This window comes from Gallaecimonas zhanjiangensis, assembly GCF_057624825.1.
This window is the reverse complement of sequence record NZ_CM172603.1, coordinates 1425475-1448060: the sequence shown is the minus strand read 5'-3', so window position 1 is coordinate 1448060 and position 22586 is coordinate 1425475. Positions and strand designations below refer to the sequence as shown.

Sequence of the window (22586 nt, the reverse complement as noted above, 5' to 3'; positions counted from 1 at the left end):
ATGCTGGCCCCAACCGAGGTGAGGCGTCATGAGCAAAGTTGTAGTCATCTATTCCGGCGGCATGGATTCGTTCACATTGCTGCACAAGGCCATTAACGACGGGCATGAAGTCCATGCGTTGTCGTTCAATTATGGCCAGCGACATGTGAAGGAGCTGCAAGTGGCCGCCAAGGTGACCGCCGCGCTCGGCATTGCCCATGAGGTGGTGGACATCAGCGCCATTCAGAGTCTGATCGCCAACTCGGCGCTGACCTCGGACATCGCCATGCCAGAAGGCCACTATCATGAAGCCAACATGAAGCAAACCGTGGTGCCCAACCGCAACATGATTTTGCTCTCCTTGGCCATCGGCAAAGCGGTGAGCATTGGCGCCGACAAGGTCTACTACGGCGCCCATGGCGGCGACCACGCCATCTACCCCGATTGCCGCCCCGAGTTTGTCAAAGCCATGAACGCCGTGTCGCAAGTGGCCAACTACGAGCCGGTAAGCATCGAAACGCCCTATCTGCTGGCCACCAAAGGTGAGATCCTCACCGACGGCCTGAAGATGGGGCTGAGCTACGAGAATACCTGGACCTGCTACCAGGGCGGCGAGGCGGCTTGTGGCCGCTGTGGCGCCTGTCAGGAAAGGCTGGAAGCCTTCCGCGAAAACCACCTGGAAGATCCCCTGCCTTACCTGACCCGTGAGATGTTATGAAACAGACGCTGTACAAAGACTTTTCCTTCGACTCCGCCCACCGCCTGCCCCACGTACCGGCCGGCCACAAGTGCGGCAACCTCCACGGCCACACCTTCGGGGTGCGGGTGGAAGTAACCGGCGAAGTGGACCCTTACACCGGTTGGGTGATGGACTTTGCTGACCTCAAAGCCGTGGTCAAACCGCTGATTGACCAGCTCGACCACTGCTATTTGAACGAGATTGAAGGCCTGGAAAACCCCACCTCGGAAGTGCTGGCCAAGTGGATTTGGGACAAACTCGCTCCCAAACTACCGCTGCTTTCTGCGATTTGGGTACGGGAAACCTGCACCTCTGGTTGCCTTTATAACGGCAATTGATAAATGGGCCGCGCTGCGGCCTTTTTTATGCCCGCAGCCGGGCGCCAGCGCCCTTGGCCTGGCACTTACAGCCCGGCTATGTTACTAATCGGCCACCTGTTTTTTGCGGTTGCGATCCATGACCTTACCCCTGTTGTTCTTTCCCGGCACCCAGTGTGATGAGCGCGTCTTCCTGCCCCTTTGGCGGCTGATGAGCATCGACGACAGGCGTTATGTACCGCTGCAATGGGCCGAAACCCTGGAGCAGATGCTGTCTTTGGCCGACTACGGCGCCGAGGGCGACAAGGTGCATCTGGTGGGCTTTTCCATGGGCGGCTACATTGCCAGCCGTTTTGCCCTGGATAACCCGGCGCAGGTAGCCTCACTGACCCTGATTGGTTTTGATGCCGCCGGCCTTAGCCCCCAGGAAGAAGCCCAGCGGGCCCAGATCATCAAAAGCCTGGAGCGGGGCCAGTTCAAGCCCATGTCCGAGGCGCGCCTGGCGATGATGGTGGGCGATAAAAGCCCGTTGGCCGCCGAGGCCAAAGCCACCATCCGTGAGATGGAGCAAGATTTAGGGGGCTCTGTGGTGCGCTATCACATGATGGCCGCCTCCAATCGCCCCGACCTGCGCCCAGCGCTGGCCAAGGCCCCCTTCCCCATCAATATCATTGCCAGCAGCGATGACCGTATGGCCTCCCCTGAAGCCCTCAAAGTAATGCACCAGCGCATCGGCCATAGCCACTTTGAGGAAGTTTCCGATAGCGGCCATATGCTGCCTCTAGAGCAGCCCCAAAAGCTGGCCACGCTGCTCACCACCCTCATTACCGACTGACCATGGCGCTTTGGGCCATAGTGCAGCGCGGCTGTGTCACGCCTTTTTTATTGGCGCGATCCCAGCGCTATCAATTAGCGGCTCTGGGGTTGGTGCAAGTGCTGCTGGCCTTGGCTGCCACCACGGCTACGCTTGCCGTTGCCGCCCGGGTGGCAGGCATGGTGGTGACCCTGGTCTATTGCCTGCAATGCCTGCGTTTTGCGCTACCCGCAAAAGACGAGCCGCTGCCCACCCTTGCCGGGCGCGCCCTGCTGTTGGGCCTGGCCAGCGTGGCGCTAACCTTCGCTACCTTGCTGGTGATGCAAGTGCCGCTGCTGGTTACCGGGCTTTTCGCCGAGCTAACCTCGCCAAGCTTTGCCATCAACCTCGCCAAATGGCTGGCCTATGCCATGCTCGGCGCCTTTTACCCGGTGCTGCCGCTGGTGGCGATGAACGGGGTAGCGGGGCTTCGCCAAGGCGTTAAGGTGGGCAGACAGCACTGGCTGGCCCTGGGGATGTTGGTGTTTATGGAGAAAATGCTTGGGGAGCTTTTTATGGCGGCGCTTGGCTACCTGCCCCTTGGCGAGGGCCTTGCGGTGCTGGACATGGTGCTGCAACTGATACTGTTGGCGCTGTGGATGTTCGTGCTGGCAGAAGCGGTGAAAACCTGGCATCGCCCGGCGGACCATTTCGCCTTGGAGGTCTAAACCTTGAAGCCCCCCTATCAGCCCATCCGTTGCGACCTATACGACTATCTGGAAATAGCCTGCCTTTTTGGCTACCGGTTGCAGGTGGAGCTGGCCTCGGGCCAGGCTTTTGAGGCCAAGGCCCTGACCACCCGGGTGCAAGGGGGCGAAGAGTTTTTAACCCTGCAAAAGGGTGAGGCGATGCTTGAGTACCGCCTCGATGCCATCACCGCCATTACCCCTTTGGATAGCGGCGCCCGCTTTGGCCGGGTTGTGCTGGCCCCTTAGCCGCAGCGCTCCATATACAGCACCGCTGGCATCACGCCTAAGCGCCAGCTTCGTACCAGGCCATCGGCGCCAGCCTCAAACACCAGCTTTTTGCCTTGCCAGGCAGGGTCGCTTACCACCAGCAGTTGGGCGCCGGTTTCGTATTTATGGGGCAGGGTTTCACTGCGGCCAGCAAATACCTGCTCGGCCTTGGCAAGGGGGTCGCCCACCTTGATACCGCCTGGGCTCAGGTAGCCCGGGCTGTCCACGTCCAGGCGCACAAAGCGGCCGTTTTCCACCATAAAGGCCATACCAAATTGCTGGCTGGCGTCGGGGTTTTCAAACAGCATCTGGCACTGGGCCGCACTGTCGCTACCGCCGTAAAGAGGTTTGCCCACCGCCTTTTTCAAGGTGGCCAGGGTGTCGCCAAAACGGGCCTTGGCAAAGCCATCCACCGTGACCGGTTGCAGCTTTGGGCTAAGCGAGCAAGCCGCCAGCAACAGCGGCATCATCCAAACAAACGCTTTCATCCAGCACTCCCTGCACATCACACAAACCCTAAGTTAACAGTGTGATTTCAATATGATGTGAATACCGCCCTAACAATGCTGCTACCATGACAGCCTGTGCTTTTGCCGAGGAAAGCCATGGATAAGCTGCTTGCCATGCGCATGTTCGTTGAGACCGTTGATGCCAAAGGCTTCTCGGCCGCCGCCCGCAAATTGGATATCGCCACCTCGTCGGTATCGCGGATGGTAGACGCCCTGGAGGCAGAACTTGGCACCGTGCTGCTCAATCGCTCCACCCGCCAGGTGACCGTATCGGAAGCCGGCATGGCCTATTACCTCAGTGCCCGCCACATTCTCGACAGCGTGGTAGAAGCCGACACCGCCATCAAAGACAGCCAGGAAGAGCCCTCAGGGCCACTGCGGGTTTCGGTGCCCACCGCCTTTGGCCGCAGCATTATCGCCCCGCACCTGGGCCGCTTTTTGGCCCGTTACCCACGCCTGGAGCTGGACATCACCCTGACTGACGAGATTGTTGATCTTTTTGCCGAACGGGTGGATTTATCCATCCGCCTGGGCTCCCCGGCGCCCATGGAAGAGGTGATAAGCCGCCCGGTAGGGCACTTTAAACGGCTGGTGGTGGCAAGCTCCGAATACTTGGAGCGCTGCGGCGAGCCGCAAGAGCCAGAGGCCCTTAGCAGCCATGAATGCCTGCGTTTTAACTACGGCGCCGCCAACCAGGTGTGGACCTTTGGAAAAGATGGCCAGCAATGGCGCATTCCGGTGCAGGGCCGCACCAAAAGCAACAATATTGAAGTGCTGCAAGAGCTGGCCCGCTCCGGCTACGGGGTGGCGCTGCTGCCCGATTGGCTGGCTTATAACGATGTAGAAAGTGGCCTGCTGACCCAGATTTTTCACGACTATACCGTTAATCCCAACAACGCCAGCGCCGCCATCAGCGCCCTTTACCTGCCCAATCACCGGGGGTCAAAGCGCGTTAAGGCCTTTATCGAGTTTATTTCCGGCATCCTCGAAGACGCCTAACCACCCCCTAAAGCCAGTGGCGGCAATGGTTTTGCCTTTTACGCAACGCTACCTTGCCCGCCCGCCCGATTCTCAGCAAAAGGCGCAACACCTACCTTAGGCCCATCCCGACAACCCCGGAGTGAGCCAGCCATGCGCCCTTTATCCATTGATGTCTTTGGCGACTTTACCAGCCCCTGGTGCTGGATAGCCGAGCACCGCCTGCACCAGGCCCTTGGCGAAGCCGGTGCCTTGCAGCAGGCCCAGCTTCACTACCGGCCTTTTTTGCAAAACCCCAGCATTACGCCTCAAGGCATGGACCGGCGCTATTACTGCACCGCCAAGGCCGGTAGCTGGGCCCGCGCCCAATTGCTGGACGCCCAGGTCAGCGCGGCTGGCCAAGAGCAAGGCCTGGAATTTCGCTTTGACCGCATCAACAACGTGCCCCAAACCCTCGCCGCGCACCTGCTGGTGTGGCAAACCCAGCAATCTGCCCCGGCCAAAACCTCGGCATTGGTGGACGCCATTTACCACGGTTATTTCCACCTGGGCCTGGATATTGGCAAACACCAAGTGCTGGCCGACATCGCCGCCAGCGTTGGCCTGGATGCAGGCGCCAGCCTCAAAGCCCTGAATAAAGCCCAGGGGCTTAGTGAACTTCGTGTACTGCTGGCTGAAAGCCGCCAGCAGGGTATCGACAAGGTGCCGCTCATTGATATCGACGGCCATCGGGTCACCGGCGCGCAGCCGATTAGCGTGTTTCGCCGCGCCATTACCAGCTCCCCCCTTTAACCCTGACAGCCCTTTTTGAGGACTTCGCTATGACCGCACAACTTAAGCAACCCATCAACGTAGGTACCTTGACTCTGCCCCACCGGGTCGCCATGGCACCGTTGACCCGCTCGCGGGCTGGCCAGCCGGGTAACATCCCCACCGCCATGAACGTGGAGTACTACCGCCAGCGCGCCAGCGCCGCACTTATCATCACCGAGGCCACCCAGATATCCCAACAAGGCCAGGGTTATGCCTGGACCCCTGGCATTCATACCAAGGTACAGATTGAGGGCTGGAGGCGGGTCAGTGATGCTGTCCATGCCGCCAAGGGCCGTATTTTCATGCAGCTTTGGCACGTGGGCCGGGTGTCACACCCGCAGTTTCAACCCGGTGGCCGCCCGCCGGTCGCCCCCAGTGCCCAAGCCGCGCCCGGTAAAACCTTTATTACCGATGCCAACGGCGACGGTATTTGGGCCGACATGCCGGTGCCAGAAGCGCTGAGTATCAGCGGCATTAACAGCATCATCGCCGACTACCGCCAGGCCGCCCTTAATGCCATGGCCGCCGGCATGGACGGGGTGGAGATCCACGCCGGTAACGGTTACCTGCTGGACCAGTTCATCAACAGCGCCTCCAACCTGCGTGGCGACCAATACGGCGGCAGCATTGAAAACCGCGCCCGCCTGCTGCTGGAGATAGTCGATGCGCTGGTTGAGTTGCTGGGCCCAGGCAAGGTAGCGGTGCGCCTGACCCCCATGGGCCGCTTTATGGGCATGGGCGACGACACCCCCGAAGAAACCTTCGGCTACATCGCCCGCGCCCTGAACGACAAATCCCTGGCCTACCTGCACCTGGTTGAGCCGGTGATGGTGGGCACGGTACGTGACGAAAATATCGACCCGCGCTGGGACGCCATCATCCATCAGCTGCGCCAGGACTACCGTGGTGTGCTGATGCTGGCCGGTGGCTATGACGCGAAAAGCGCCGAGCAGGCCCTGGCCGACGGTCGCGCCGACATCATCGCCTTTGGCCGGCCTTTTATTGCCAACCCGGATCTGCCGCGCCGCCTGTTTGACGGCCTGGCCCTGAACGCCGGCGACAGCGCCACCTTCTTTGGCGGCGACGCCAAAGGCTACATCGACTATCCCGCTTGGGCACAGGAGTAATCCCATGAGCACCCCATCCCAAACCATGAGCCGCGGCCTTATTCTGCTGTTCGCGTTTTGTTGTGGCGCCATCGTCGCCAACATTTACTACGCCCAGCCGATCATCGAGCTGATGGCGCCCGATGCCAACCTCACTAACAGCACCGCCAGTTTGGTGGTGTCGTTAACCCAAATCGGCTACGCCGTGGGCCTGTTCTTCCTGGTGCCGCTGGCCGATTTGGTTGAGAACCGCAAGCTTATCCTCGCCACCCTGGCGGTGAGCTTTGCAAGCCTCTTGGGCACCGCCTTTGCCGCCCATCCCAGCACCTTGCTGTTGACCTCGGTGCTGATTGGCCTGAGCTCGGTCGCGGTGCAGATGATCATTCCCTTGGCCGCCCACCTCACCAGTGAGGAAAGCCGTGGCCGGGTGGTTGGCAGCATCATGAGCGGCCTGCTGCTGGGCATTTTGCTGGCCAGGCCCGCCTCCAGCCTGGTGGCTGACTTCTTTGGCTGGCGCGCCGTGTTTATGGTGGCAGCCGGGGTGATGGTGGTGGTTGCCATTGCCGTGGCACTGTTCATGCCCCATCGCAAACCGGCCCACAGCGCCAGCTACGGCGCCCTGCTGGCCTCCTTGTGGCATCTTTTTCAGCGCCAGCCGGTACTGCGCCAGCGCGCCTTGTACCAGGCGCTGATGTTTGCCGCCTTCAGCCTGTTCTGGACCGCCTCGCCCATCGCCCTGGCCCGCGAGTACGGCCTTAGCCAGGCCCAGATTGCCGTCTTTGCCCTGGTGGGCGCCATGGGCGCCATCGCGGCTCCCATCGCCGGGCGCCTAGCCGATGCCGGCCACACTCAGCGCTTGTCGCACTTTGCCAAGCTGCTGGCAGTGGTGGCCTTTGTGCCGGGCCTCGTGGCGCTGCAACTGCATCTGTCCCTTGGCGTGGTGGCACTGGCCATCACCGGGGTACTGCTGGACTTTGCGGTGCAAATGAACATGGTACTGGGCCAGCGCGCCGTCTACGCCCTGGATCCGGCCAGCCGTGGCCGCCTCAACGCCCTGTATATGACCAGCATCTTTATCGGCGGCGCCGTGGGATCGTCGGTGGCAGGCAGCCTTTATGAACATGCCGGTTGGACAGGGGTTGCCCTGGCCGGGGCCGCCATGCCGGTTATCGCCCTGCTGGTGTTCCTGAAAGTCTCAGCCTCGGCCCCCGTTGCCATCAAAGGAGCCTGACATGAAAGCCATCATCATCGGCGGTTCACTGGCCGGCCTTTTTACCGCCAACGCATTAACAGCCATTGGCTGGCAAGTTGAGGTGTTTGAGCGCTCCGAGTCTGAACTGGACAGCCGTGGTGGTGGCATAGTCCTGCAGCCGGAAGTGGTAGAAGCCTTTGTTTTCTCAAGCATCCGCCCCAGCGGCGAGTTGGGGGTAACAGCGCCAGGCCGCCAATATCTGGACGCATCAGGGCTGATGATAGGTAACGCTCGCCAGCCCCAGATGCAAACCTCCTGGAACCTGCTGTATGGCTATCTCAAGGGCGCGCTGGACAGCGCCCATTACCACCAGGGCGCCGAGCTCAGCCACTTTGAGCAAGACGAGCACGGTGTCCGGGCCTTCTTTACCGATGGCCGCGAGGCCACAGGCGACCTGCTGATTGGCGCCGACGGCCCCAGCTCCCAGGTGCGCAGCCAACTGCTGCCGGGGCTGGCGCCACAATACGCCGGTTACCTGGTGTGGCGTGGCCTGGTAGACGAACACCGCTTGCCGGATTTTGTCGTCAAGGCCCTGGGCGATGATTTTGTGTTCCAGCAAAACCCAGAGTCCCTGATGCTCCAATACAAGGTTCCCGGCAGCCACAGCGAGCTGACCCCTGGCCTTAGGCGCAACAACTGGCTTTGGTACATCAAGGCCGAAGGCGACGCCCTTGAAGCGGCCCTTACCGACAAAAACGGCATTCGCCGGGGCCACTCGGTGCCGCCGGGCCTGCTGGCCGCCAGTGAAGAGGGCCGTTTTCGCGCCCTGGCCGATACCCAGCTCAACCCGGCCTTTAAAGAACTGGTGCGCCTGACAGACGACCTCTTTGTGCAAGCCATTTTGGATCTGAAAGTGCCGCGCATGGTCTTTGGCAGGGCCTTGCTGCTGGGCGATGCCGCCTTTATTCCCCGCCCTCATACCGCCGGCAGCACTGCCAAAGCTGCCGCCAATGCCCTGGCTTTAGCCCGGATTCTTGAACATCACAGCGCCCTTGAACCGGCTCTGGCCCAGTGGCAACAGCAGCAGCTGACCCAAGGCCAACGCATGGTGGACTGGGGCGTGCGTATGGGTAACCGCCTGATGGCGATTCCTCACCCCAAAGGAGGTGCTAAATGAACACTGCAACCCTGCATTACCTTTACGACCCTTTCTGCGGCTGGTGCTATGGCGCCGCCCCCATGGTGTCTGCCGCCAGCGAGATAGAAGGCCTTGCCATCAACCCCCACGGCTACGGCCTGGTATCGGGCCCGGACAGCAAGCTGACCTCCCCCGAGTGGCGCGACTTTGTGCGCCCCCATGAAGAGCGCATCACCGCCTACAGCAAACAGACCTTCTCCCCGGCCTATTTGCAAAACGTGCTGGAAAGCACCAACGTGCGCCTGGACTCCGATCCGCCCATCGCCGCCATGATGGCTGCCGAGGCCCTGGGGGGTCTTGGGGTGGCCATGCTCAAAAGGCTGCAACTGGCCTACTACCAGCAAGGCCGGCCCATTGCCGAGTTCGATGAGCTGCTCAAAGAAGCCACTGCACTGGGCCTTGACCAAGGTGCCTTTGAAGCCGCTTACAGCCAGGCCCTTGGCCAGGTGGATAGCCACATCAACGACACCCGCGCCATGGTAGGCCAGCTTGGCTTTCGAGGCGTACCGGGCTTTGTGCTGGAGCAAGACGGTCAGTGGCAGGTATTTCCCTTTGGCCATTACCTGAGCCGCCCGGCGCTTTTTAAAGAAGACCTGCAAAAAGCGCTGCAAGGCAGCGCCGAGTAAAAAAGCCCGGGCAAGTGCCCGGGCTTTTTTTGCTTCCAGCCATTCCCATTTGGAATGAGTGATATCGCCATCGCCTCTCTACTGGCGCCCCTCGGCCAAAGCCACAATGGCCCCGTCAATTACACACACCGAGGCAAATACCATGACCACTTTTACTCGCTACAACGAAGACAACGCACCGCAAACCGCCAAACCGCTGCTGGCCGCCACCAAAAAAGCCTTTGGCTTTGTGCCTAACCTGCAAGGCTACATGGCCGAGTCTCCCGAGCTGCTGGCCGGCTACAGCGCCCTTTGGGATCTGTTTGGCAAGTCCACCCTTAGTGTTCACGAGCAACAAGTGGTGTATCTCACCAATAACTTCGAGAACAACTGCCACTACTGCATGGCCGGCCACACCACCCTGGCCCAGATGCAGAAAATGGACCCCGCCGTTATCGACGCCCTGCGTGACGGCTTTGAGCTGCCCGACCCTCGCCTTGAGGCCCTGCACCAATTTGCCAAGGCCGTGGTGCAAGAGCGCGGCTTTGTCGGCGACGCCGCCGTCGAGCAGTTCCTGGCCGCCGGCTTTACCCGCCAAAACGTGCTGGAGGTCATCCTCGGCACGGCCACCAAGCTGCTGAGCAACTACACCAACCACATCGTTCATACCCCCCTGGACGACTTCATGAAAGGCAACGAGTGGACCAAACCCACTGCATGACCAAGCTGGCCCCGCCAGGGGCCATCACTTAAGGAGAACGCCATGACCCTGCAAGCCAAACTCGATGCTTTTAAAGCCGATTTCAAAGCCGGCAAGCCGCCCTACAATGCTCCGGCCCACATTCACCCCATTATGGAGCGCGCCACCAAAGAGCTGATTGCCAGCGGCGCCGCTGACCGCGCCCTTAAAGCCGGCGACAAGGCCCCGGCCTTTACCTTGCCAGACCCAGAGGGTAAGGCGGTGAGCAGCCGCGAGCTGCTGGCCAAAGGCCCGCTGGTGCTGAGCTTTTACCGAGGCGTGTGGTGCCCCTATTGCAATATGGAACTCCAAGCCCTGCAGCAAAGCCTGCCGCAGTTTTTGGCAAAAGGCGCCGCGCTGCTGGCCATCTCCCCGCAAACCCCGGTCAACAGCCGAAAATCGGTGCGCAGCAATGGCCTGGATTTCCCCATCCTTAGCGACAGCGCCAACGAGGTGGCCGCGGCCTTTGGGTTGCGCTTTACCCTGCCTGACTACCTGGCAGAGCTGTATCGCGCTTTGGGTAACAACCTGCCGGTGGTGAACGGCGATAACAGCTGGACCTTACCCATGCCGGCCCGCTATGTGATAGGCAGCGACGGCATCATCCGCTACGCCGAGGTTAACCCCGACTACACCCAGCGCCCTGAGCCCGGCGATCTCCTGCCTTACCTCTAATACAGGCCGCCCCCGGGCGGCTTTTGCCGTTTGGCAAAAGGCCCTACACTGGCCTCACACTTATTCCCAAAGGGCATACTGATGGACATGCTGGCCGCCATGGAAACCTTTACCGCCGTTGTGGATAGCGGCAGCTTCTCAGCCGCGGCCCGGCGCCTTGGGGTTGGCCAGCCGGCGGTGTCCAAAACCATTGCCCAGCTTGAAGAAAAGCTGGCGGTGCATCTACTCATTCGCTCTACCCGGGGGCTAACCCCCACCGAAGCCGGCCTTGCCTTTTATGAAGGGGCCAGGCGCACCCTCAGTGAAGCCAACGACGCGCAGGTATTGGCACGAGGTTCAGGGAGCGGCCTTAGCGGGCGCCTTCGCATTTGCGCCGCCGTCACCTTTGCCAGCTTGCACTTGGTGCCAAGGCTTGGGCCCTTTATGGCCGCCCACCCTGACTTGCACATCGAAGTGGTGCTGGACGACAGGGCCATCGACCTGGTTGAAGAGGGTATCGACGTGGCGCTGCGCATGGGCAACTTGGCGGACTCCTCTCTGGTGGCACGCAAAATCACCAGCGGCAAACGGATGGTGGTGGCCACCCCGGCTTATATTGCCAGCCACGGCCGCCCGCAAAGCCCGGCTGAGCTTGCCAGCCACCAGGCGGTGATTTACAGCCAGCGCGACGCCGTTGATGTTTGGCGTTTCAATAAAGACGGCAACGAGCAGCAGGTAAAAGTGCAAGGCAGGCTCAAAGTCAGCGCCGCCCAGGGCCAAAGGGCGGCGGTCCTTGCCGGCCTTGGCTTGACCCTCGCCTCACAGTGGATGTTCCCCGAAGAGCTGGCCTCGGGAGCCGTAGAAGTATTACTGCCCGATTGGCAATTGCCGCCGGTGGACTTATGGGCGGTGTTTCCAGCCGGGCGCAACAGCACCACCAAGGCCCGGCTTTTTGTGGAATTTGTCCAGGGGCTGTTCGAGCCGCCGCCCACCCTCCCCTCACCAGCCCCCGAAAAGTAGCAGCGGGTGTAACTGGATATTTATCAACCAGTTTCAGCACCGTTAACAGCCTGGCTGTAAGCTGAGCGAGACAGCGCGGTAGACAATCTGGGCATTCTCTCTGGCGCAGAAAACCTTTATAGTGAGAACTATTAGCGTTTGTGCTCAAAAGAAAAGCAGATGAATCTAGCCGAAGTAAAAAAAGGCGTGCCAGCCATCGTTGTTGACGTGGTAGACGCCTACGAGCAGGACCCCATCGCCAGGCGCCTTCGGGAGCTGGGTTTTGTCGCCGGCGAGCCGGTGCGGGTAGTGGCCCGCGGCCTGCTGGGCGGTAATCCGCTGGTGGTGCAGGTGGGGGCAACCCGCTTTGCTCTTCGCAAAAAAGAAGCCCAACGCATCCAAATTCAAAGCGAGTTCGCATCCTGATGAGTGCCAGCAGTCTTCGTATCGCCCTGGTGGGTAACCCCAACAGCGGCAAAACCGCCCTCTTCAACCAACTCACCGGCAGCAACCAGAAGGTGGCCAACTACGCCGGGGTGACCGTCGAACGTAAAGAAGGGATTTACCACGCCGCCGACGGCAACAGCATTCATATCCTTGATTTACCCGGCGCCTACAGCCTGGAAGCCACCAGCCCCGACGAAGCGGTGACCCGCGACGTGCTGCGCGGCCAATACCGCGGCGAAGCCGAGCCCGACGTGCTGGTGTGCGTGGCCGACGCCACCAACCTGCGTTTGCACCTGCGCTTTGTGCTGGAACTCATTGCCCTGGGCCGGCCCATGGTGCTGGCCCTGAACATGATGGACACCGCCCGCAAGCACGGTATTCGCATCGACACCCAGGCGCTGTCCAAAGAACTGGGCATTCCGGTGGTAGAAACCGTCGCCATCAGCAAAGACGGCGCCCGGGCTTTGGTGGACAAACTCAACAGCCCCGACTGGGCCAGCCGCCAGGCCGGTGAAGAACTCACCCTTGAAGAGCGCCACCAGCGGGTGCGCAGCCTGATGTCGAGCGTGGTGAGCTACGACAGCGCCGCCACCACCCTCGATGACCGCCTTGACGCCTTGTTCCTGCACCCGGTGCTGGGCCTTGGGGTACTGGCGGTGCTGATGTTCTTTATCTTCCAGGCGGTGTTCTCCTGGGCAGAGCCTGCCATGGACGCCATCACCGACGGCATCAGCGTCTTTGGGGCCTGGGCCACCAGCCCCCTGCCTCAAGACAGCGCCCTTTTCAGCCTGCTTAACGACGGCATTTTCGCCGGCCTTGGCAACGTGCTGGTGTTTTTGCCGCAGATCCTGATTTTGTTCTTCTTCATCCTGGTGCTGGAAGAATCGGGTTACCTGCCCCGCGCCGCCTACCTGCTGGACAGGATGATGTTTCGCGCCGGCCTTACCGGCCGGGCCTTTATTCCGCTGCTCTCAAGCTTTGCCTGCGCCATTCCCGGCATCATGGCGACCCGCACCATCTCCGACCCGCGCGATCGCTTAACCACCATCTTGGTGGCGCCGCTGATGACCTGCTCGGCGCGCCTGCCGGTCTATACCCTGCTTATTGCCGCCTTTATCCCCCAGCAAACCGTGGCCGGCACCTTTAACCTGCAAGGTATCGTGCTGTTTTGCCTGTACTTTGCCGGGATCTTGAGCGCCTTGCTGGTGGCCTACGTGATGAAGTGGCTGCGCCGCGACAAGCGCGAACATGCGCTGCTGATGGAGCTGCCGGCCTACCGCCTGCCACACCTTCGCGACCTGGCCTTTGGCCTGCTGCAACGGGCCAAGATTTTCTTGAAACGGGTGGGGGGCATTATCTTCTCCCTGACCGTGCTGCTGTGGGTGCTGTGCACCTTCCCCGGCGCTCCCGAGGGGGCAACGGGCCCTGCCATCGATTACAGCTTTGCCGGGGTCATCGGCCACTGGCTGGCCTATGTCTTCGAGCCGGTGGGCTTTAACTGGCAGATTTGTATCGCCCTGGTGCCCGGCATGGCGGCCCGCGAAGTGGCGGTGTCGGCCCTGGGTACTGTCTATGCCATGTCCGGCAGCGAAGACATGATAGCCAACCAACTGGGCCAGGTGATCGCCCAGACCTGGTCTCTGCCCACCGCCCTGGCGCTGCTGGCCTGGTATGTGTTTGCCCCCCAATGCATCTCCACCCTGGCGGTGATCCGCCGCGAAACCAACTCCTGGAAGGTGATGGGTTTTGCGCTGGTTTACCTCTTTGCCCTGGCCTACCTGGCGGCCATGGCCACCTATCAACTCGCGGAGTGGTTACTGTGATATTTGAAGTGGTTCAAGGGGTTATCGTGGCCATGGTGGTCCTGACCGCCCTGTTGATGGCCCTGAAAAAATACGTACCCGCCACCAAGCGCCTGCAAGGCGCCCTGGCCGACAAACTGCTGACCCCGGGGCGCAGCGCCCCGGCCCGCTGGCTGGGGAAAAAGCTGCACGACCAGCTGTCGGCAGCCGGTGGTTGCGGCAGTGATGACGGCTGCGGCAGCTGCAAAGGCTGCGCTCCCAGTAAGCCCACCCATAGCGGGCCGGAGATCTTTCGCACCAAAGTCTGACCTGCCGCGCAGACCTCCTGTCTCGCCGTTCTGGCCTTGTCATCAAAGCCGGGTAAAATGGCGCCACAAAAACAGGAGATAACAACCATGCGTCATTTTTTCTGGCTTCTTTCCCTGCTCTTATCTACCCAGGCCCTGGCCTTTGGCTTTAACGGCCACAAGGCGTTCTGCCAGGCCGCCTACGACCTCACTACCCCCAAGACCCAGCACGCCCTGGATAAAGTGGTGGCCAGCCAAGGCCAGTACGGCTCTTTTGCCGAGAGCTGCACCTGGGCTGACGACATCAAAAAAGATCACCAATGGGATTGGTCCAAGCCGCTGCACTACATCAACGTCAAACGTGGCGCCACCGAGGTTGACGCTGGCGACTGCGCGCCGCACGGCTGCGTGCTCTCGGGTATCCGCCACTATCAGGCGGTGCTGAGCAAAGACCCCAGTGACTGGCAGGCGCTCTTTTTCCTGTCGCACTTTGTGGGCGATCTGCACCAACCTCTGCACGTGAGCTATGAAGACGACTGGGGCGGCAACAAGGCCATGGGCGATTTCTTTGGCGAGCAGAAGAACCTGCACGGCATTTGGGACTACGGCATGCTCAGCCACATGGGCGGCGACGACTGGAAGCACTTTGGTGACAAGCTCGCCAGCCTTGCCAGCGCCAAAGACGCCGGTGGCCAGCCGCTGGCCTGGGCCAACGGCTCTTACAAGGTGACCGAAGACATTTACCGCTACTACGCCAAGCACAAGACCATGGGCCAGGAATACGTAGACCACTTCGGGCCGGTGCTTGAAGCGCGCATGGAAAAAGGCGCCGAGCGCCTGGCGCGCATGCTCAACGCCATTTACGACAAAGGCGCTGACAAATAAGGTAAAACCAAGGAAACATCCGGGCCGTTATTGGTAACGGCCCGGCTTGGGGTTATACAGGGCGGGTGTCATACCCGCCCTTATCAGACCTTGCCCATGCCCAATAATAATCTGCGTTTTCTTGTTCCCTTTTTCAGCGCCCTGCTGCTGGCCGCCTGTGGCGGCGGTGGCTCGGACAGCACCGACACCAAAGGCAGCAGCTTTACCCTGCAACTGGTGACACTGCAATCCGATAGCCTCGCCAATACCAACAGCGCCAAATGCCAGGTCTATTACCAGACCGGTAGCAGCAACAGTGAAGGCGACGCCACCTACTATTACGCCACCGCCATTACCGACCCGGCCGTTGCCCTCTACAACGCCGACGGCAGTTTGTCGTCCCGCCTTAGCGTCGACAGCGACGGCAAGGTCAAGGTTTACGACAGCGACGTGCCAAGCGGCGGCTACCTGGCGGTCACCACCACCACCACCGGCCAGGCCTTTACCGAGTACAACGTCACGGCGCTTTCTTCCTCGTTGCTGGGGGCCATGACCGTAAGCGTGGCCAGCAGCACCACCAGCGGCAGCTGCGTGAGCGGCACCTACAGCGAGCCGGCCAGCAGCACCGGCTATATGAACATCAACGTGCCCAGCGATTTTAGCGTCGCGCCGGTGATTTACCGGCTGGATAACGGCGTTGATGTCACCACCACCGCCAGCAACACCAAGCTGACCCTGACCGTCTACCAAGACCACCCGCTGTTGGTTACCGCCTACGGCCAATACGACAGCGACACCGGCAAGGCCAGCGACATGGTGGGTTACGCCTTTATCAGCGCCAGCGCCCTTTGCAGCCAAAGCGCCAGCTGCGACGGGGTCGACCTGGTCGCCCTCGACCAAACCCCGGCCATCAGCTTTTTAAACGAGGACGCCACCGACAACGCGGTGCTCAAAGTGGTGTCTGACAGCAACATCTACAACTGGCAAACCCTCGCCGCCAGCGACACCCGTTTTGGCTACAGCGACAGTCTGGCCAGCGCCAGTTGGTACTACCGCGCCAACGGCAGCTACCTCAATTGGGACATCGCCCGCCACAGCGCCATCAGCGCCCCGGACGCTGGCGTAGACGTAGACTTGCTCGGCAGCCTTAATCTGTCTGACGCCGACCCGCAAACTAGCGCCAGCTGCAGCGGCGCCGGCTTTGCCTGCGTCACCCTGGGCGGCGCCTCGGCCAGCCAGTTTGATTACCAGCGCACCCTGGTGTCGGCCTACAGCAGTAGCGGCAAGGTGTACATGGCCATGCAGGTGCTGGGCCCGGCCGCCAGCCAGGTCAATCTGCCCAAGGTGGTAGACAGCAGCGGCAACCTGCTGATGAGCGCCAGTGACCTTGCCGCTGGCAGCGTGACGGTGAAATTGCTAAGTGGCAGCGAAAGCGCCCTCTTTCAAGACCAGCGGGACGACAACCTCGGCGGCAGCGACGCCCTCTACTACGGCACCGTGCTTGAAAGCCTGGCCCAGCAGCAAAGCCAGGCCAGTACGCTTGCCGCCAGTGACAGCCTGCGGCTAAGCCGCAGCCACAGCAGCTTATAAAAAAGGCCCCGAACGGGGCCTTTTTTACATCCGGGGCCGGACCATATTGGCCGGCTTTAATATCTCGGCCAGCAGCGCCTCGTCCAAAAGCCCTTCTTCTCGCACCAGCTCCAGCACCCCCTTGCCGGTTACCTGGGCTTCCTTGGCGATGCGGGTGGCGTTGTCGTAGCCGATATGGGGGTTAAGGGCGGTGATAAGGCCGATGGACTGGTTCACCAGCGCCTCGCAGCGCTCCACGTTGGCGCTGATACCGACCACGCAGCGCTCGCGCAGCATGTCCATGGCCCGGCGCAGAAGGCGCATGGATTCCAAAATCTTGTAGGCAATGAGCGGCTCCATTACGTTGAGCTGCAGCTGCCCGGCCTCGGCGGCCAGAGTGATGGCCAAGTCGTTGCCAATCACCTGGTAGGCCACCTGGTTCACCGCCTCGGGAATCACCGGGTTCACTTTGCCGGGCATGATGCTGGAGCCCGGCTGCTGGGCCGGCAGGTTGATTTCACCAAAGCCGGTACGGGGGCCGGATGAGAGCAGGCGTAGATCGTTACAAATCTTGGAAAGCTTCACCGCCAGGCGCTTGGTCATGCCGCTAAAGAGCACGAAGGCGCCCATGTCGGAGGTGGCTTCAATCAAATCTTTGGCCAAACGCATGGGATGGCCGCAAATGTCGGACAGATGGGCCGTGGCCAGCGCGCCGTAGCGAGGGTCAGCGTTGATGCCGGTACCGATGGCGGTGCCGCCGAGGTTCACTTCCCGCAACAGATCGTAAAGCCCCTCGATACGCTCGATGTCTTCCCCCAAGGTGGTGGCGAAGGCGCCAAACTCCTGGCCCAGAGTCATGGGCACTGCGTCCTGCAATTGGGTACGGCCCATTTTGATGATGTCTTTGAACTCGCCGGCCTTGGTGCCAAAGGCGTCGCGCAGCGCCGCCAGGCTGTCCACCAGCTCGGCATGGCTCAGTTGCAGGCCGACCCGGATGGCGGTGGGATAGGCGTCGTTAGTGGACTGGGACAGGTTGACATCATTATTAGGGTGCAGCTCTTGGTATGCGCCTTTGGCATGACCCAAGTGTTCAAGGGCGATATTGGCTATCACCTCGTTGGCGTTCATGTTGGTGGAGGTACCGGCGCCGCCTTGGATCATGTCCACCACGAAATGGTCGTGAAATTCACCAGCGATGATGCGGTCGCAGGCCAGCACGATGGCGTCTTTTTTAGCCGCCGGCAAATGGCCAAGCTCGGCGTTGGCCAGCGCCGCCGCCTTTTTCACCATGGCCAGGCCCAAAATCAGCTTGGGAAAGTGATACAGGGGCACACCGGTCAGCTGGAAGTTGTCCAAAGCCCGCTGGGTTTGCACCCCGTAATAGGCATCGGCAGGCACATCCAAATAACCTAACAAGTCTTTTTCCTGGCGAAACAGGGGGGCGTCACTGGCGGGGTGGGGAAAGGCGGTCACGGTACTGCTCTGTGGGTGAAAAGTGGCGCTATGGTGAGGCCTTGGCCAGGGCTTTTGCCAATGCTATTGTTTCAAGGCTCATGCCGTTTCGGCATAACCAACGGACAACCCCATGGATATCGACAGCAAGTGGCTTGAAGACTTATTGGCCCTGGCCAGTTGCCGCAGCTTTTCCCAGGCCGCCGCCCGCCGCCACGTTACCCAGCCCGCCTTTAGCCGCCGCATTCGCGCCCTGGAAGACGCCGTAGGGGCGGCGCTGATTGACCGCAGCAAGACCCCGGTGGATTTAACCAGCGAAGGCCAGCTGTTCTTGCTCACCGCCCGCTCTGTTACCGACCAACTGGCCGAAGCGGTGGCGAGGGTGCGGGGCCTGCAACCGGCCCAGGCCCAGGTGCTGGATATCGCCGCCGCCCATTCCCTGGCCAACAGCTTTTTCCCAGACTGGCTTAGCCAGCTGCCTCTGGGTAGCCAGCAGTCCATCCGCCTGGCGGCGCTAAACGTGGAAGAGGCGGTGCACCAGCTGCGAGAAGGCCTGTGCGATATGATGCTGGTCTATTACGATCCGCTCTCGGCCCTGCAACTCGATAGCGCCACCTTCCCTTCCCTGCCTCTTGCCAGCACCGCCCTGGTGCCAGTGTGCGCGCCAGGAGAAGACGGCTTGGCGCGCTGGAATCTCGAAACCGACGAAACCGTGCCACTGCTGGCCTACACCCAGGGCGCCTTTTTGGGCCGCACCCTTCGCATGATGCTGGCCAACGACGGCCTTCGCCTTCGCCTTCGCACCCTCTTTGAGACCGCCATGGCCGACGGCCTCAAAGGCATGGCCTTAAAAGGGCTGGGGGTGGCCTGGCTCCCAAGGCTTTGCATCGAGCAGGAGCTCGCAGACGGGCGCCTTTTAGAGCTGGGCCCGGCGCGTTACCAGGCCCCTCTTGAAATTCGCCTTTATCGCTGCACCTTGGTGCACAAGGCCGCCCTTGACCGGCTCTGGCAGCAACTGGCCGCTACTTAGCGGCCTTGCTGCGCTCCAATGCCTTGGCGATGGTCTGGCGGTCGCTGTCGCTAAGCTCGGCCTGGTCGATAAAATCGACAATCACATCCACGTCCTTGATGTCTGGCACCTCGATATGGGGCGGGATGGGCGGCATAACCCGCAGCTTGCCTAGCTCGGCGCTGTGGGCCTTGAGCTCAATCTGTACCCGCTTTAGCTCCTTTTGGGCGCGGGCCATGGCCACCTTGGCTATCTTCTGGGCCTTGATGCGCTGCACTTCGGCGATTTTCATTGCCTTTTCACGCTCAATTTCGGCCATTTTTAGCTGCTGGGTAATGTCCTTTTCCAACTGGCGCGCTTCTTCCTCGCTGCCAAGCTCCTTGACCAACGCCTGGTGCAGCTCCTCGTCACTGGCCGCCGACAAGTCCAGGTGGTGATTCTCGGTGTTTATCACCAAGCGGTGCTTGTGCATTGCTGTTGGCTCGGCGCTGGCAGCAGGCACGTCCTTAGGCACCTCTGGGGCCGCCTGGAGTGGCGCATTGGGCGGCGTGGCGTCAGGGCTCGGGGCCGTCATCGCCACCGGCGCGGCTTTGGAGGTATTGGCGTCGGCGGCGCAGGCACTTTGCAGGGCAGCCAGGGTGGCAAGACTCAATAGCGATAGCATTTTCATAAGACGCTCCTTGGATTGGGCTCTCACTATTGAGAAAGTCATGCCAACTCACAAATGCCTTTAAATTCAGTGCATTAACAAAAACACGGCAAATTGGGATGTCCCCATATGGGGACTCTGCCCCCATTTGAGGCGCCCGCTGGCCAACAAAGCGCCTGCCGGTGGGCGCTAGGCGCCGCCCCGGCCCTTTGCTAGGGTGCTTGCAAACGGAGGTTCTATGCGCGTTAAACACAGCCTGTTTGCCCTTTTTGGCGCCCTGTTCTTGCTGCTGGCCGGCACCCAGATGTGGCTACTGAGAAGCTTAAAAGACGACATCAACTTTGAAGTGGCGGCCATCAGCAACGAAATGGTGGATAAAGTCCTGGACGACATCAAAGTGCCGGAGCCGCCAGAGGTGAATATCGAAGTACCGCCTGAGCTTGACCAATACGCCCCTAAAGACGCCGCCCAGTTGCGCCAAGAGGTGCTGCGCATCAAAAGCGCCGAGCTCCAGCGCAACCAGGAAAAAATGCGCCTGGAGGTAGAAAAAGCCCGGCGCCAGGCAAGTGAGGCGCTGAAAAAGGCCCAGCAGCAGCGCTTTCGCATCACCCCTTCGCCTTCTTTTACCGTGGTCAAAAGCGCCAACATCAAGCTGTGGATAGGCCTTGGGGTCACCTCGCTGCTGGCGCTGCTGGGGATCTACCTGCTGGCCCACGCCTTTTCGCGGCCCCTTGAGCTGCTGGCCAGCGGTTTTAGTCGTCTTGCCAAAGGCGAGCAAGGGGTCACCTTAAAGCCCCAGGGCATGCGGGAGATGAAAAGCGCCATCGAAGGCTTTAACCATATGAGCCGAGACTTGGAAAGATTGCGCCAGGAAGAAGAAAGGGTGCGGGCCCAGGCCCACCTGGCAGAGCTTGGCGATATTGCCCGTGGCCTTGCCCATAGCCTGCGTAACCCCATCCACACCATAGGCCTCACTTTGGAAGGGGAGCTGGATGAGCCGCAAAAAAACGCCATCCGCCAAAAACTCAAACAGATGGACAGCAACATCAAGGCGCTGCTGACCCTCTCGGCCCAGGGCGTAAACCGCCAGCAGCCCCTGGTGCTGGCCGAACTGCTGGCCGATGTGCGCCTGAGCATCGGCGGCCAGTGGCAGCTGCAACTGCCCCAGCATTGCACCTTGAAAGGGGACGAGTCGGAGCTTCGCGCCATCTTGCATTCGCTGATGAGTAACGCCCTGGAGGCGGCCCCGGGCAAGGAGGCCAGCCTCAGGGTGACGGCACTGGCCGGTGGCCTTGAAATTGAGGTGCGCGACCAAGGCCCGGGGCTCAGTGACGCCGCCAAAGCCCGGCTCTTTACCCCTCACGCCACCCAAAAGGCCGACGGCGCCGGCATGGGCCTGTATATTGCCGAAAGGCTGGTGCGGCTGCGTTACGGCGGGCGCCTGAGCCTCGACAACCACCCCCAAGGCGGCGCCGTCGCCACCCTTTATCTGCCGGAGAACAGCCATGCGCCTGCTGCTGGTTGAAGACGACGCCGACCAACGGCAATTGCTGGCCCAACTGCTGGGCAACTATGAGCTGGTGCTGGCCGCCTCGGTGGCCGAGGCCCAGCCGCATCTTGGCAAGGTCGATTTGGTGCTGAGCGACTGGAAGCTTGGCGACGGCGACGGCCTGATGCTGCTGCGCGCCGCCCAGCGCCTTAGCCAGAGCCCGGCCTTTGTGATGATGACCGCCTACGGCACCATCAGCCACGCCGTGGACGCCATGCGCCAGGGCGCCGACGATTACCTCTCCAAGCCCTTTAGCCGCCAGGAGCTGGAGCTGACCCTTGAAAAAGTCAGCCGCGCCCAGCGCCTCAAAACCGACAACCAGCGGCTAAGCCAGGCCCTGGCCGACCAGCACAAGCTCACCGAGATCATCGGCAATTCCGCCGCCATGCAGCAGCTGCAAAGCCGGCTGGCGCGCATCAGCGACACCGACGCCACCGTGCTTATCGAAGGGGAGTCCGGCACCGGCAAGGAATTGGCGGCCCGCGCCCTGCATCAGTTGTCGCGCCGCGCCCAAAAGCCCTTTGTAGCCATCAACTGCGGCGCCATTCCTGAAGCCCTGGCCGAAAGCGAACTCTTTGGCGCCGACAAAGGCGCCTACACCGGCGCCACCCAGGCCAAAACCGGCAAGTTTGAGGCGGCCAGCACCGGCACCCTCTTTTTGGATGAAATAGGCGAGCTGCCGCTGGTGCTGCAAAGTAAGTTGCTGCGGGTACTGCAAGAGGGCAAGGTGACCCGCCTTGGCGAGCACCAGGAGCGCAGCATCGATGTGCGCATCATCGCCGCCACCAACCGTGACCTCAAAGCCGAGGTGCAGGCCGGGCGTTTTCGCGAAGACCTTTTCTATCGCCTGAACGTGGTGCCCCTGACCCTGCCGCCCCTTCGCGAGCGCCGCGACGACATTCCGGCCCTTAGCCGCCACTTTCTGGCGCTCTATGCCCGCCGCCACGGCCTTAACCCGCCGGCCTTAGGCCATGGCCTTTTGGAAAAGCTGATGAGCCACCACTGGCCGGGAAACGTGCGGGAGCTGGCCAACCGCATGGAGCGGCTGGTGCTGCTGGGAGAAGACATGCCCATCAGCCCCCTTGGCGAGGGTGCCAGCGAATTCAGCGTCAAGCTGCCGGCCGGAGGGCTGGACTGGGAAGCCTTTGAGCGCCACTGCCTGGACAAGGCCCTGGCCCTTAACGGCGGCAACAAACGCCAGACCGCCCGTTACCTCAGCCTTGGCTATAAAGCCTTGTTATACCGGCTGGAAAAACACGGCCTGTCATAAAAAGCGGTTAACAAAAAGGCGCCCAGGCATTAACGTAAGGAAAAAAGCAGG

General features: G+C 61.1%; 25 protein-coding genes. 22 read left to right on the top strand and 3 right to left on the bottom strand.

The features are described 5' to 3' along the window. The first annotated feature begins 28 nt into the window (after positions 1-28). From queC to AC22G1_RS06780, 5 genes are all read left to right on the top strand, one after another. Positions 29-697 carry a 7-cyano-7-deazaguanine synthase QueC gene (gene queC, locus AC22G1_RS06800; RefSeq protein ID WP_487316089.1) on the top strand — a complete coding sequence of 223 codons (669 nt, stop codon included), beginning with the start codon at positions 29-31 and terminating at the stop codon, positions 695-697. Then, on the top strand, positions 694-1056 hold the full coding sequence (queD, locus tag AC22G1_RS06795; RefSeq protein ID WP_487316088.1) for a 6-carboxytetrahydropterin synthase QueD: 363 nt from the start codon (positions 694-696) through the stop codon (positions 1054-1056). The genes queC and queD overlap by 4 nt, the downstream gene beginning before the upstream one ends. A 118-nt stretch (positions 1057-1174) precedes the next feature. Continuing rightward, positions 1175-1870: an alpha/beta fold hydrolase gene (locus AC22G1_RS06790; RefSeq protein ID WP_487316087.1), complete on the top strand. Its 696-nt coding sequence runs from the start codon at positions 1175-1177 to the stop codon at positions 1868-1870. Positions 1871-1872: 2 nt separating this feature from the next. Beyond that, positions 1873-2556, top strand: coding sequence for a hypothetical protein (locus AC22G1_RS06785; protein WP_487316086.1), 684 nt, complete (start codon positions 1873-1875; stop codon positions 2554-2556). Positions 2557-2559: 3 nt separating this feature from the next. Continuing rightward, the gene (locus tag AC22G1_RS06780) at positions 2560-2823 is read left to right on the top strand and encodes a Rho-binding antiterminator (RefSeq protein WP_487316085.1); all 264 of its coding nucleotides are present in this window, start codon (positions 2560-2562) and stop codon (positions 2821-2823) included. Here the strand turns inward: AC22G1_RS06780 and AC22G1_RS06775 are convergent. Next, positions 2820-3332, bottom strand: a complete 513-nt coding sequence (locus tag AC22G1_RS06775) for a hypothetical protein (protein ID WP_487316084.1) — start codon at positions 3330-3332, stop codon at positions 2820-2822. The two genes, AC22G1_RS06780 and AC22G1_RS06775, sit on opposite strands and share 4 nt — an antisense overlap. Before the next feature lie 117 nt (positions 3333-3449). Here AC22G1_RS06775 and AC22G1_RS06770 point away from each other — a divergent pair, with 117 nt between their 5' ends. The 14 genes from AC22G1_RS06770 (at position 3450) to AC22G1_RS06705 (ending at position 16627) form a co-directional block, all read left to right on the top strand. Next, positions 3450-4352 carry a LysR family transcriptional regulator gene (locus tag AC22G1_RS06770; protein ID WP_487316083.1) on the top strand — a complete coding sequence of 301 codons (903 nt, stop codon included), beginning with the start codon at positions 3450-3452 and terminating at the stop codon, positions 4350-4352. Between the two features lie 132 nt (positions 4353-4484). Beyond that, entirely contained in the window at positions 4485-5123 is a 639-nt protein-coding gene (locus AC22G1_RS06765; protein WP_487316082.1) for a DsbA family oxidoreductase, read from the top strand. Positions 5124-5152: 29 nt separating this feature from the next. Next, positions 5153-6271: an alkene reductase gene (locus AC22G1_RS06760; protein WP_487316081.1), complete on the top strand. Its 1119-nt coding sequence runs from the start codon at positions 5153-5155 to the stop codon at positions 6269-6271. Between the two features lie 4 nt (positions 6272-6275). Continuing rightward, positions 6276-7481, top strand: coding sequence for an MFS transporter (locus AC22G1_RS06755; protein ID WP_487316080.1), 1206 nt, complete (start codon positions 6276-6278; stop codon positions 7479-7481). 1 nt (position 7482) lies between these two features. Next, complete coding sequence (locus AC22G1_RS06750) at positions 7483-8619, top strand: FAD binding domain-containing protein (protein WP_487316079.1); 1137 nt, start codon at positions 7483-7485, stop codon at positions 8617-8619. Next, on the top strand, positions 8616-9266 hold the full coding sequence (locus tag AC22G1_RS06745; protein ID WP_487316078.1) for a DsbA family protein: 651 nt from the start codon (positions 8616-8618) through the stop codon (positions 9264-9266). The genes AC22G1_RS06750 and AC22G1_RS06745 overlap by 4 nt, the downstream gene beginning before the upstream one ends. Positions 9267-9408: 142 nt before the next feature. Next, the gene (locus AC22G1_RS06740; RefSeq protein ID WP_487316077.1) at positions 9409-9966 is read left to right on the top strand and encodes a carboxymuconolactone decarboxylase family protein; all 558 of its coding nucleotides are present in this window, start codon (positions 9409-9411) and stop codon (positions 9964-9966) included. A 42-nt stretch (positions 9967-10008) separates the two neighbouring features. After that, positions 10009-10659, top strand: a complete 651-nt coding sequence (locus AC22G1_RS06735) for a peroxiredoxin-like family protein (protein ID WP_487316076.1) — start codon at positions 10009-10011, stop codon at positions 10657-10659. 81 nt (positions 10660-10740) lie between these two features. Next, the gene (locus AC22G1_RS06730) at positions 10741-11658 is read left to right on the top strand and encodes a LysR family transcriptional regulator (RefSeq protein ID WP_487316075.1); all 918 of its coding nucleotides are present in this window, start codon (positions 10741-10743) and stop codon (positions 11656-11658) included. Positions 11659-11817: 159 nt separating this feature from the next. After that, on the top strand, positions 11818-12063 hold the full coding sequence (locus tag AC22G1_RS06725; RefSeq protein ID WP_487316074.1) for a FeoA family protein: 246 nt from the start codon (positions 11818-11820) through the stop codon (positions 12061-12063). Further along, entirely contained in the window at positions 12063-13907 is a 1845-nt protein-coding gene (feoB, locus tag AC22G1_RS06720; protein ID WP_487316073.1) for a ferrous iron transporter B, read from the top strand. Before AC22G1_RS06725 ends, feoB begins: the two co-directional genes overlap by 1 nt. After that, entirely contained in the window at positions 13895-14194 is a 300-nt protein-coding gene (locus tag AC22G1_RS06715; protein ID WP_487316072.1) for a DUF6587 family protein, read from the top strand. Before feoB ends, AC22G1_RS06715 begins: the two co-directional genes overlap by 13 nt. An 87-nt stretch (positions 14195-14281) precedes the next feature. Continuing rightward, positions 14282-15058: a S1/P1 nuclease gene (locus tag AC22G1_RS06710; RefSeq protein ID WP_487316071.1), complete on the top strand. Its 777-nt coding sequence runs from the start codon at positions 14282-14284 to the stop codon at positions 15056-15058. Positions 15059-15154: 96 nt separating this feature from the next. Continuing rightward, the gene (locus AC22G1_RS06705) at positions 15155-16627 is read left to right on the top strand and encodes a hypothetical protein (RefSeq protein ID WP_487316070.1); all 1473 of its coding nucleotides are present in this window, start codon (positions 15155-15157) and stop codon (positions 16625-16627) included. Positions 16628-16651: 24 nt separating this feature from the next. Here the strand turns inward: AC22G1_RS06705 and AC22G1_RS06700 are convergent, their stop codons facing one another. Next, the gene (locus AC22G1_RS06700; protein WP_487316699.1) at positions 16652-18043 is read right to left on the bottom strand and encodes an aspartate ammonia-lyase; all 1392 of its coding nucleotides are present in this window, start codon (positions 18041-18043) and stop codon (positions 16652-16654) included. 148 nt (positions 18044-18191) lie between these two features. On the opposite strand from AC22G1_RS06700, the gene AC22G1_RS06695 reads away from it, so the two are divergent. Continuing rightward, entirely contained in the window at positions 18192-19088 is an 897-nt protein-coding gene (locus AC22G1_RS06695; RefSeq protein WP_487316069.1) for a LysR substrate-binding domain-containing protein, read from the top strand. Here AC22G1_RS06695 and AC22G1_RS06690 read toward each other — a convergent pair. Further along, complete coding sequence (locus tag AC22G1_RS06690) at positions 19081-19737, bottom strand: hypothetical protein (protein WP_487316068.1); 657 nt, start codon at positions 19735-19737, stop codon at positions 19081-19083. The two genes, AC22G1_RS06695 and AC22G1_RS06690, sit on opposite strands and share 8 nt — an antisense overlap. 217 nt (positions 19738-19954) lie before the next feature. Between AC22G1_RS06690 and AC22G1_RS06685 the strand changes: the two genes are divergently transcribed. Next, positions 19955-21241 carry an ATP-binding protein gene (locus AC22G1_RS06685; RefSeq protein ID WP_487316067.1) on the top strand — a complete coding sequence of 429 codons (1287 nt, stop codon included), beginning with the start codon at positions 19955-19957 and terminating at the stop codon, positions 21239-21241. After that, positions 21222-22535 (top strand): sigma-54-dependent transcriptional regulator, encoded by a 1314-nt coding sequence (locus AC22G1_RS06680; protein WP_487316066.1) that lies wholly within the window; start codon positions 21222-21224, stop codon positions 22533-22535. The genes AC22G1_RS06685 and AC22G1_RS06680 overlap by 20 nt, the downstream gene beginning before the upstream one ends. The last annotated feature ends 51 nt before the right edge of the window (positions 22536-22586 follow it).

Coding starts and splice junctions, on each gene's coding strand:
- queC (WP_487316089.1), top strand. CDS start 29: ATGAGCAAAGTTGTAGTCATCTATTCCGGCGGCATGGATTCGTTCACA.
- queD (WP_487316088.1), top strand. CDS start 694: ATGAAACAGACGCTGTACAAAGACTTTTCCTTCGACTCCGCCCACCGC.
- AC22G1_RS06790 (WP_487316087.1), top strand. CDS start 1,175: ATGACCTTACCCCTGTTGTTCTTTCCCGGCACCCAGTGTGATGAGCGC.
- AC22G1_RS06785 (WP_487316086.1), top strand. CDS start 1,873: ATGGCGCTTTGGGCCATAGTGCAGCGCGGCTGTGTCACGCCTTTTTTA.
- AC22G1_RS06775 (WP_487316084.1), bottom strand. CDS start 3,332: ATGAAAGCGTTTGTTTGGATGATGCCGCTGTTGCTGGCGGCTTGCTCG.
- AC22G1_RS06770 (WP_487316083.1), top strand. CDS start 3,450: ATGGATAAGCTGCTTGCCATGCGCATGTTCGTTGAGACCGTTGATGCC.
- AC22G1_RS06765 (WP_487316082.1), top strand. CDS start 4,485: ATGCGCCCTTTATCCATTGATGTCTTTGGCGACTTTACCAGCCCCTGG.
- AC22G1_RS06760 (WP_487316081.1), top strand. CDS start 5,153: ATGACCGCACAACTTAAGCAACCCATCAACGTAGGTACCTTGACTCTG.
- AC22G1_RS06755 (WP_487316080.1), top strand. CDS start 6,276: ATGAGCACCCCATCCCAAACCATGAGCCGCGGCCTTATTCTGCTGTTC.
- AC22G1_RS06750 (WP_487316079.1), top strand. CDS start 7,483: ATGAAAGCCATCATCATCGGCGGTTCACTGGCCGGCCTTTTTACCGCC.
- AC22G1_RS06745 (WP_487316078.1), top strand. CDS start 8,616: ATGAACACTGCAACCCTGCATTACCTTTACGACCCTTTCTGCGGCTGG.
- AC22G1_RS06740 (WP_487316077.1), top strand. CDS start 9,409: ATGACCACTTTTACTCGCTACAACGAAGACAACGCACCGCAAACCGCC.
- AC22G1_RS06735 (WP_487316076.1), top strand. CDS start 10,009: ATGACCCTGCAAGCCAAACTCGATGCTTTTAAAGCCGATTTCAAAGCC.
- AC22G1_RS06730 (WP_487316075.1), top strand. CDS start 10,741: ATGGACATGCTGGCCGCCATGGAAACCTTTACCGCCGTTGTGGATAGC.
- AC22G1_RS06725 (WP_487316074.1), top strand. CDS start 11,818: ATGAATCTAGCCGAAGTAAAAAAAGGCGTGCCAGCCATCGTTGTTGAC.
- feoB (WP_487316073.1), top strand. CDS start 12,063: ATGAGTGCCAGCAGTCTTCGTATCGCCCTGGTGGGTAACCCCAACAGC.
- AC22G1_RS06710 (WP_487316071.1), top strand. CDS start 14,282: ATGCGTCATTTTTTCTGGCTTCTTTCCCTGCTCTTATCTACCCAGGCC.
- AC22G1_RS06705 (WP_487316070.1), top strand. CDS start 15,155: ATGCCCAATAATAATCTGCGTTTTCTTGTTCCCTTTTTCAGCGCCCTG.
- AC22G1_RS06695 (WP_487316069.1), top strand. CDS start 18,192: ATGGATATCGACAGCAAGTGGCTTGAAGACTTATTGGCCCTGGCCAGT.
- AC22G1_RS06690 (WP_487316068.1), bottom strand. CDS start 19,737: ATGAAAATGCTATCGCTATTGAGTCTTGCCACCCTGGCTGCCCTGCAA.
- AC22G1_RS06685 (WP_487316067.1), top strand. CDS start 19,955: ATGCGCGTTAAACACAGCCTGTTTGCCCTTTTTGGCGCCCTGTTCTTG.
- AC22G1_RS06680 (WP_487316066.1), top strand. CDS start 21,222: ATGCGCCTGCTGCTGGTTGAAGACGACGCCGACCAACGGCAATTGCTG.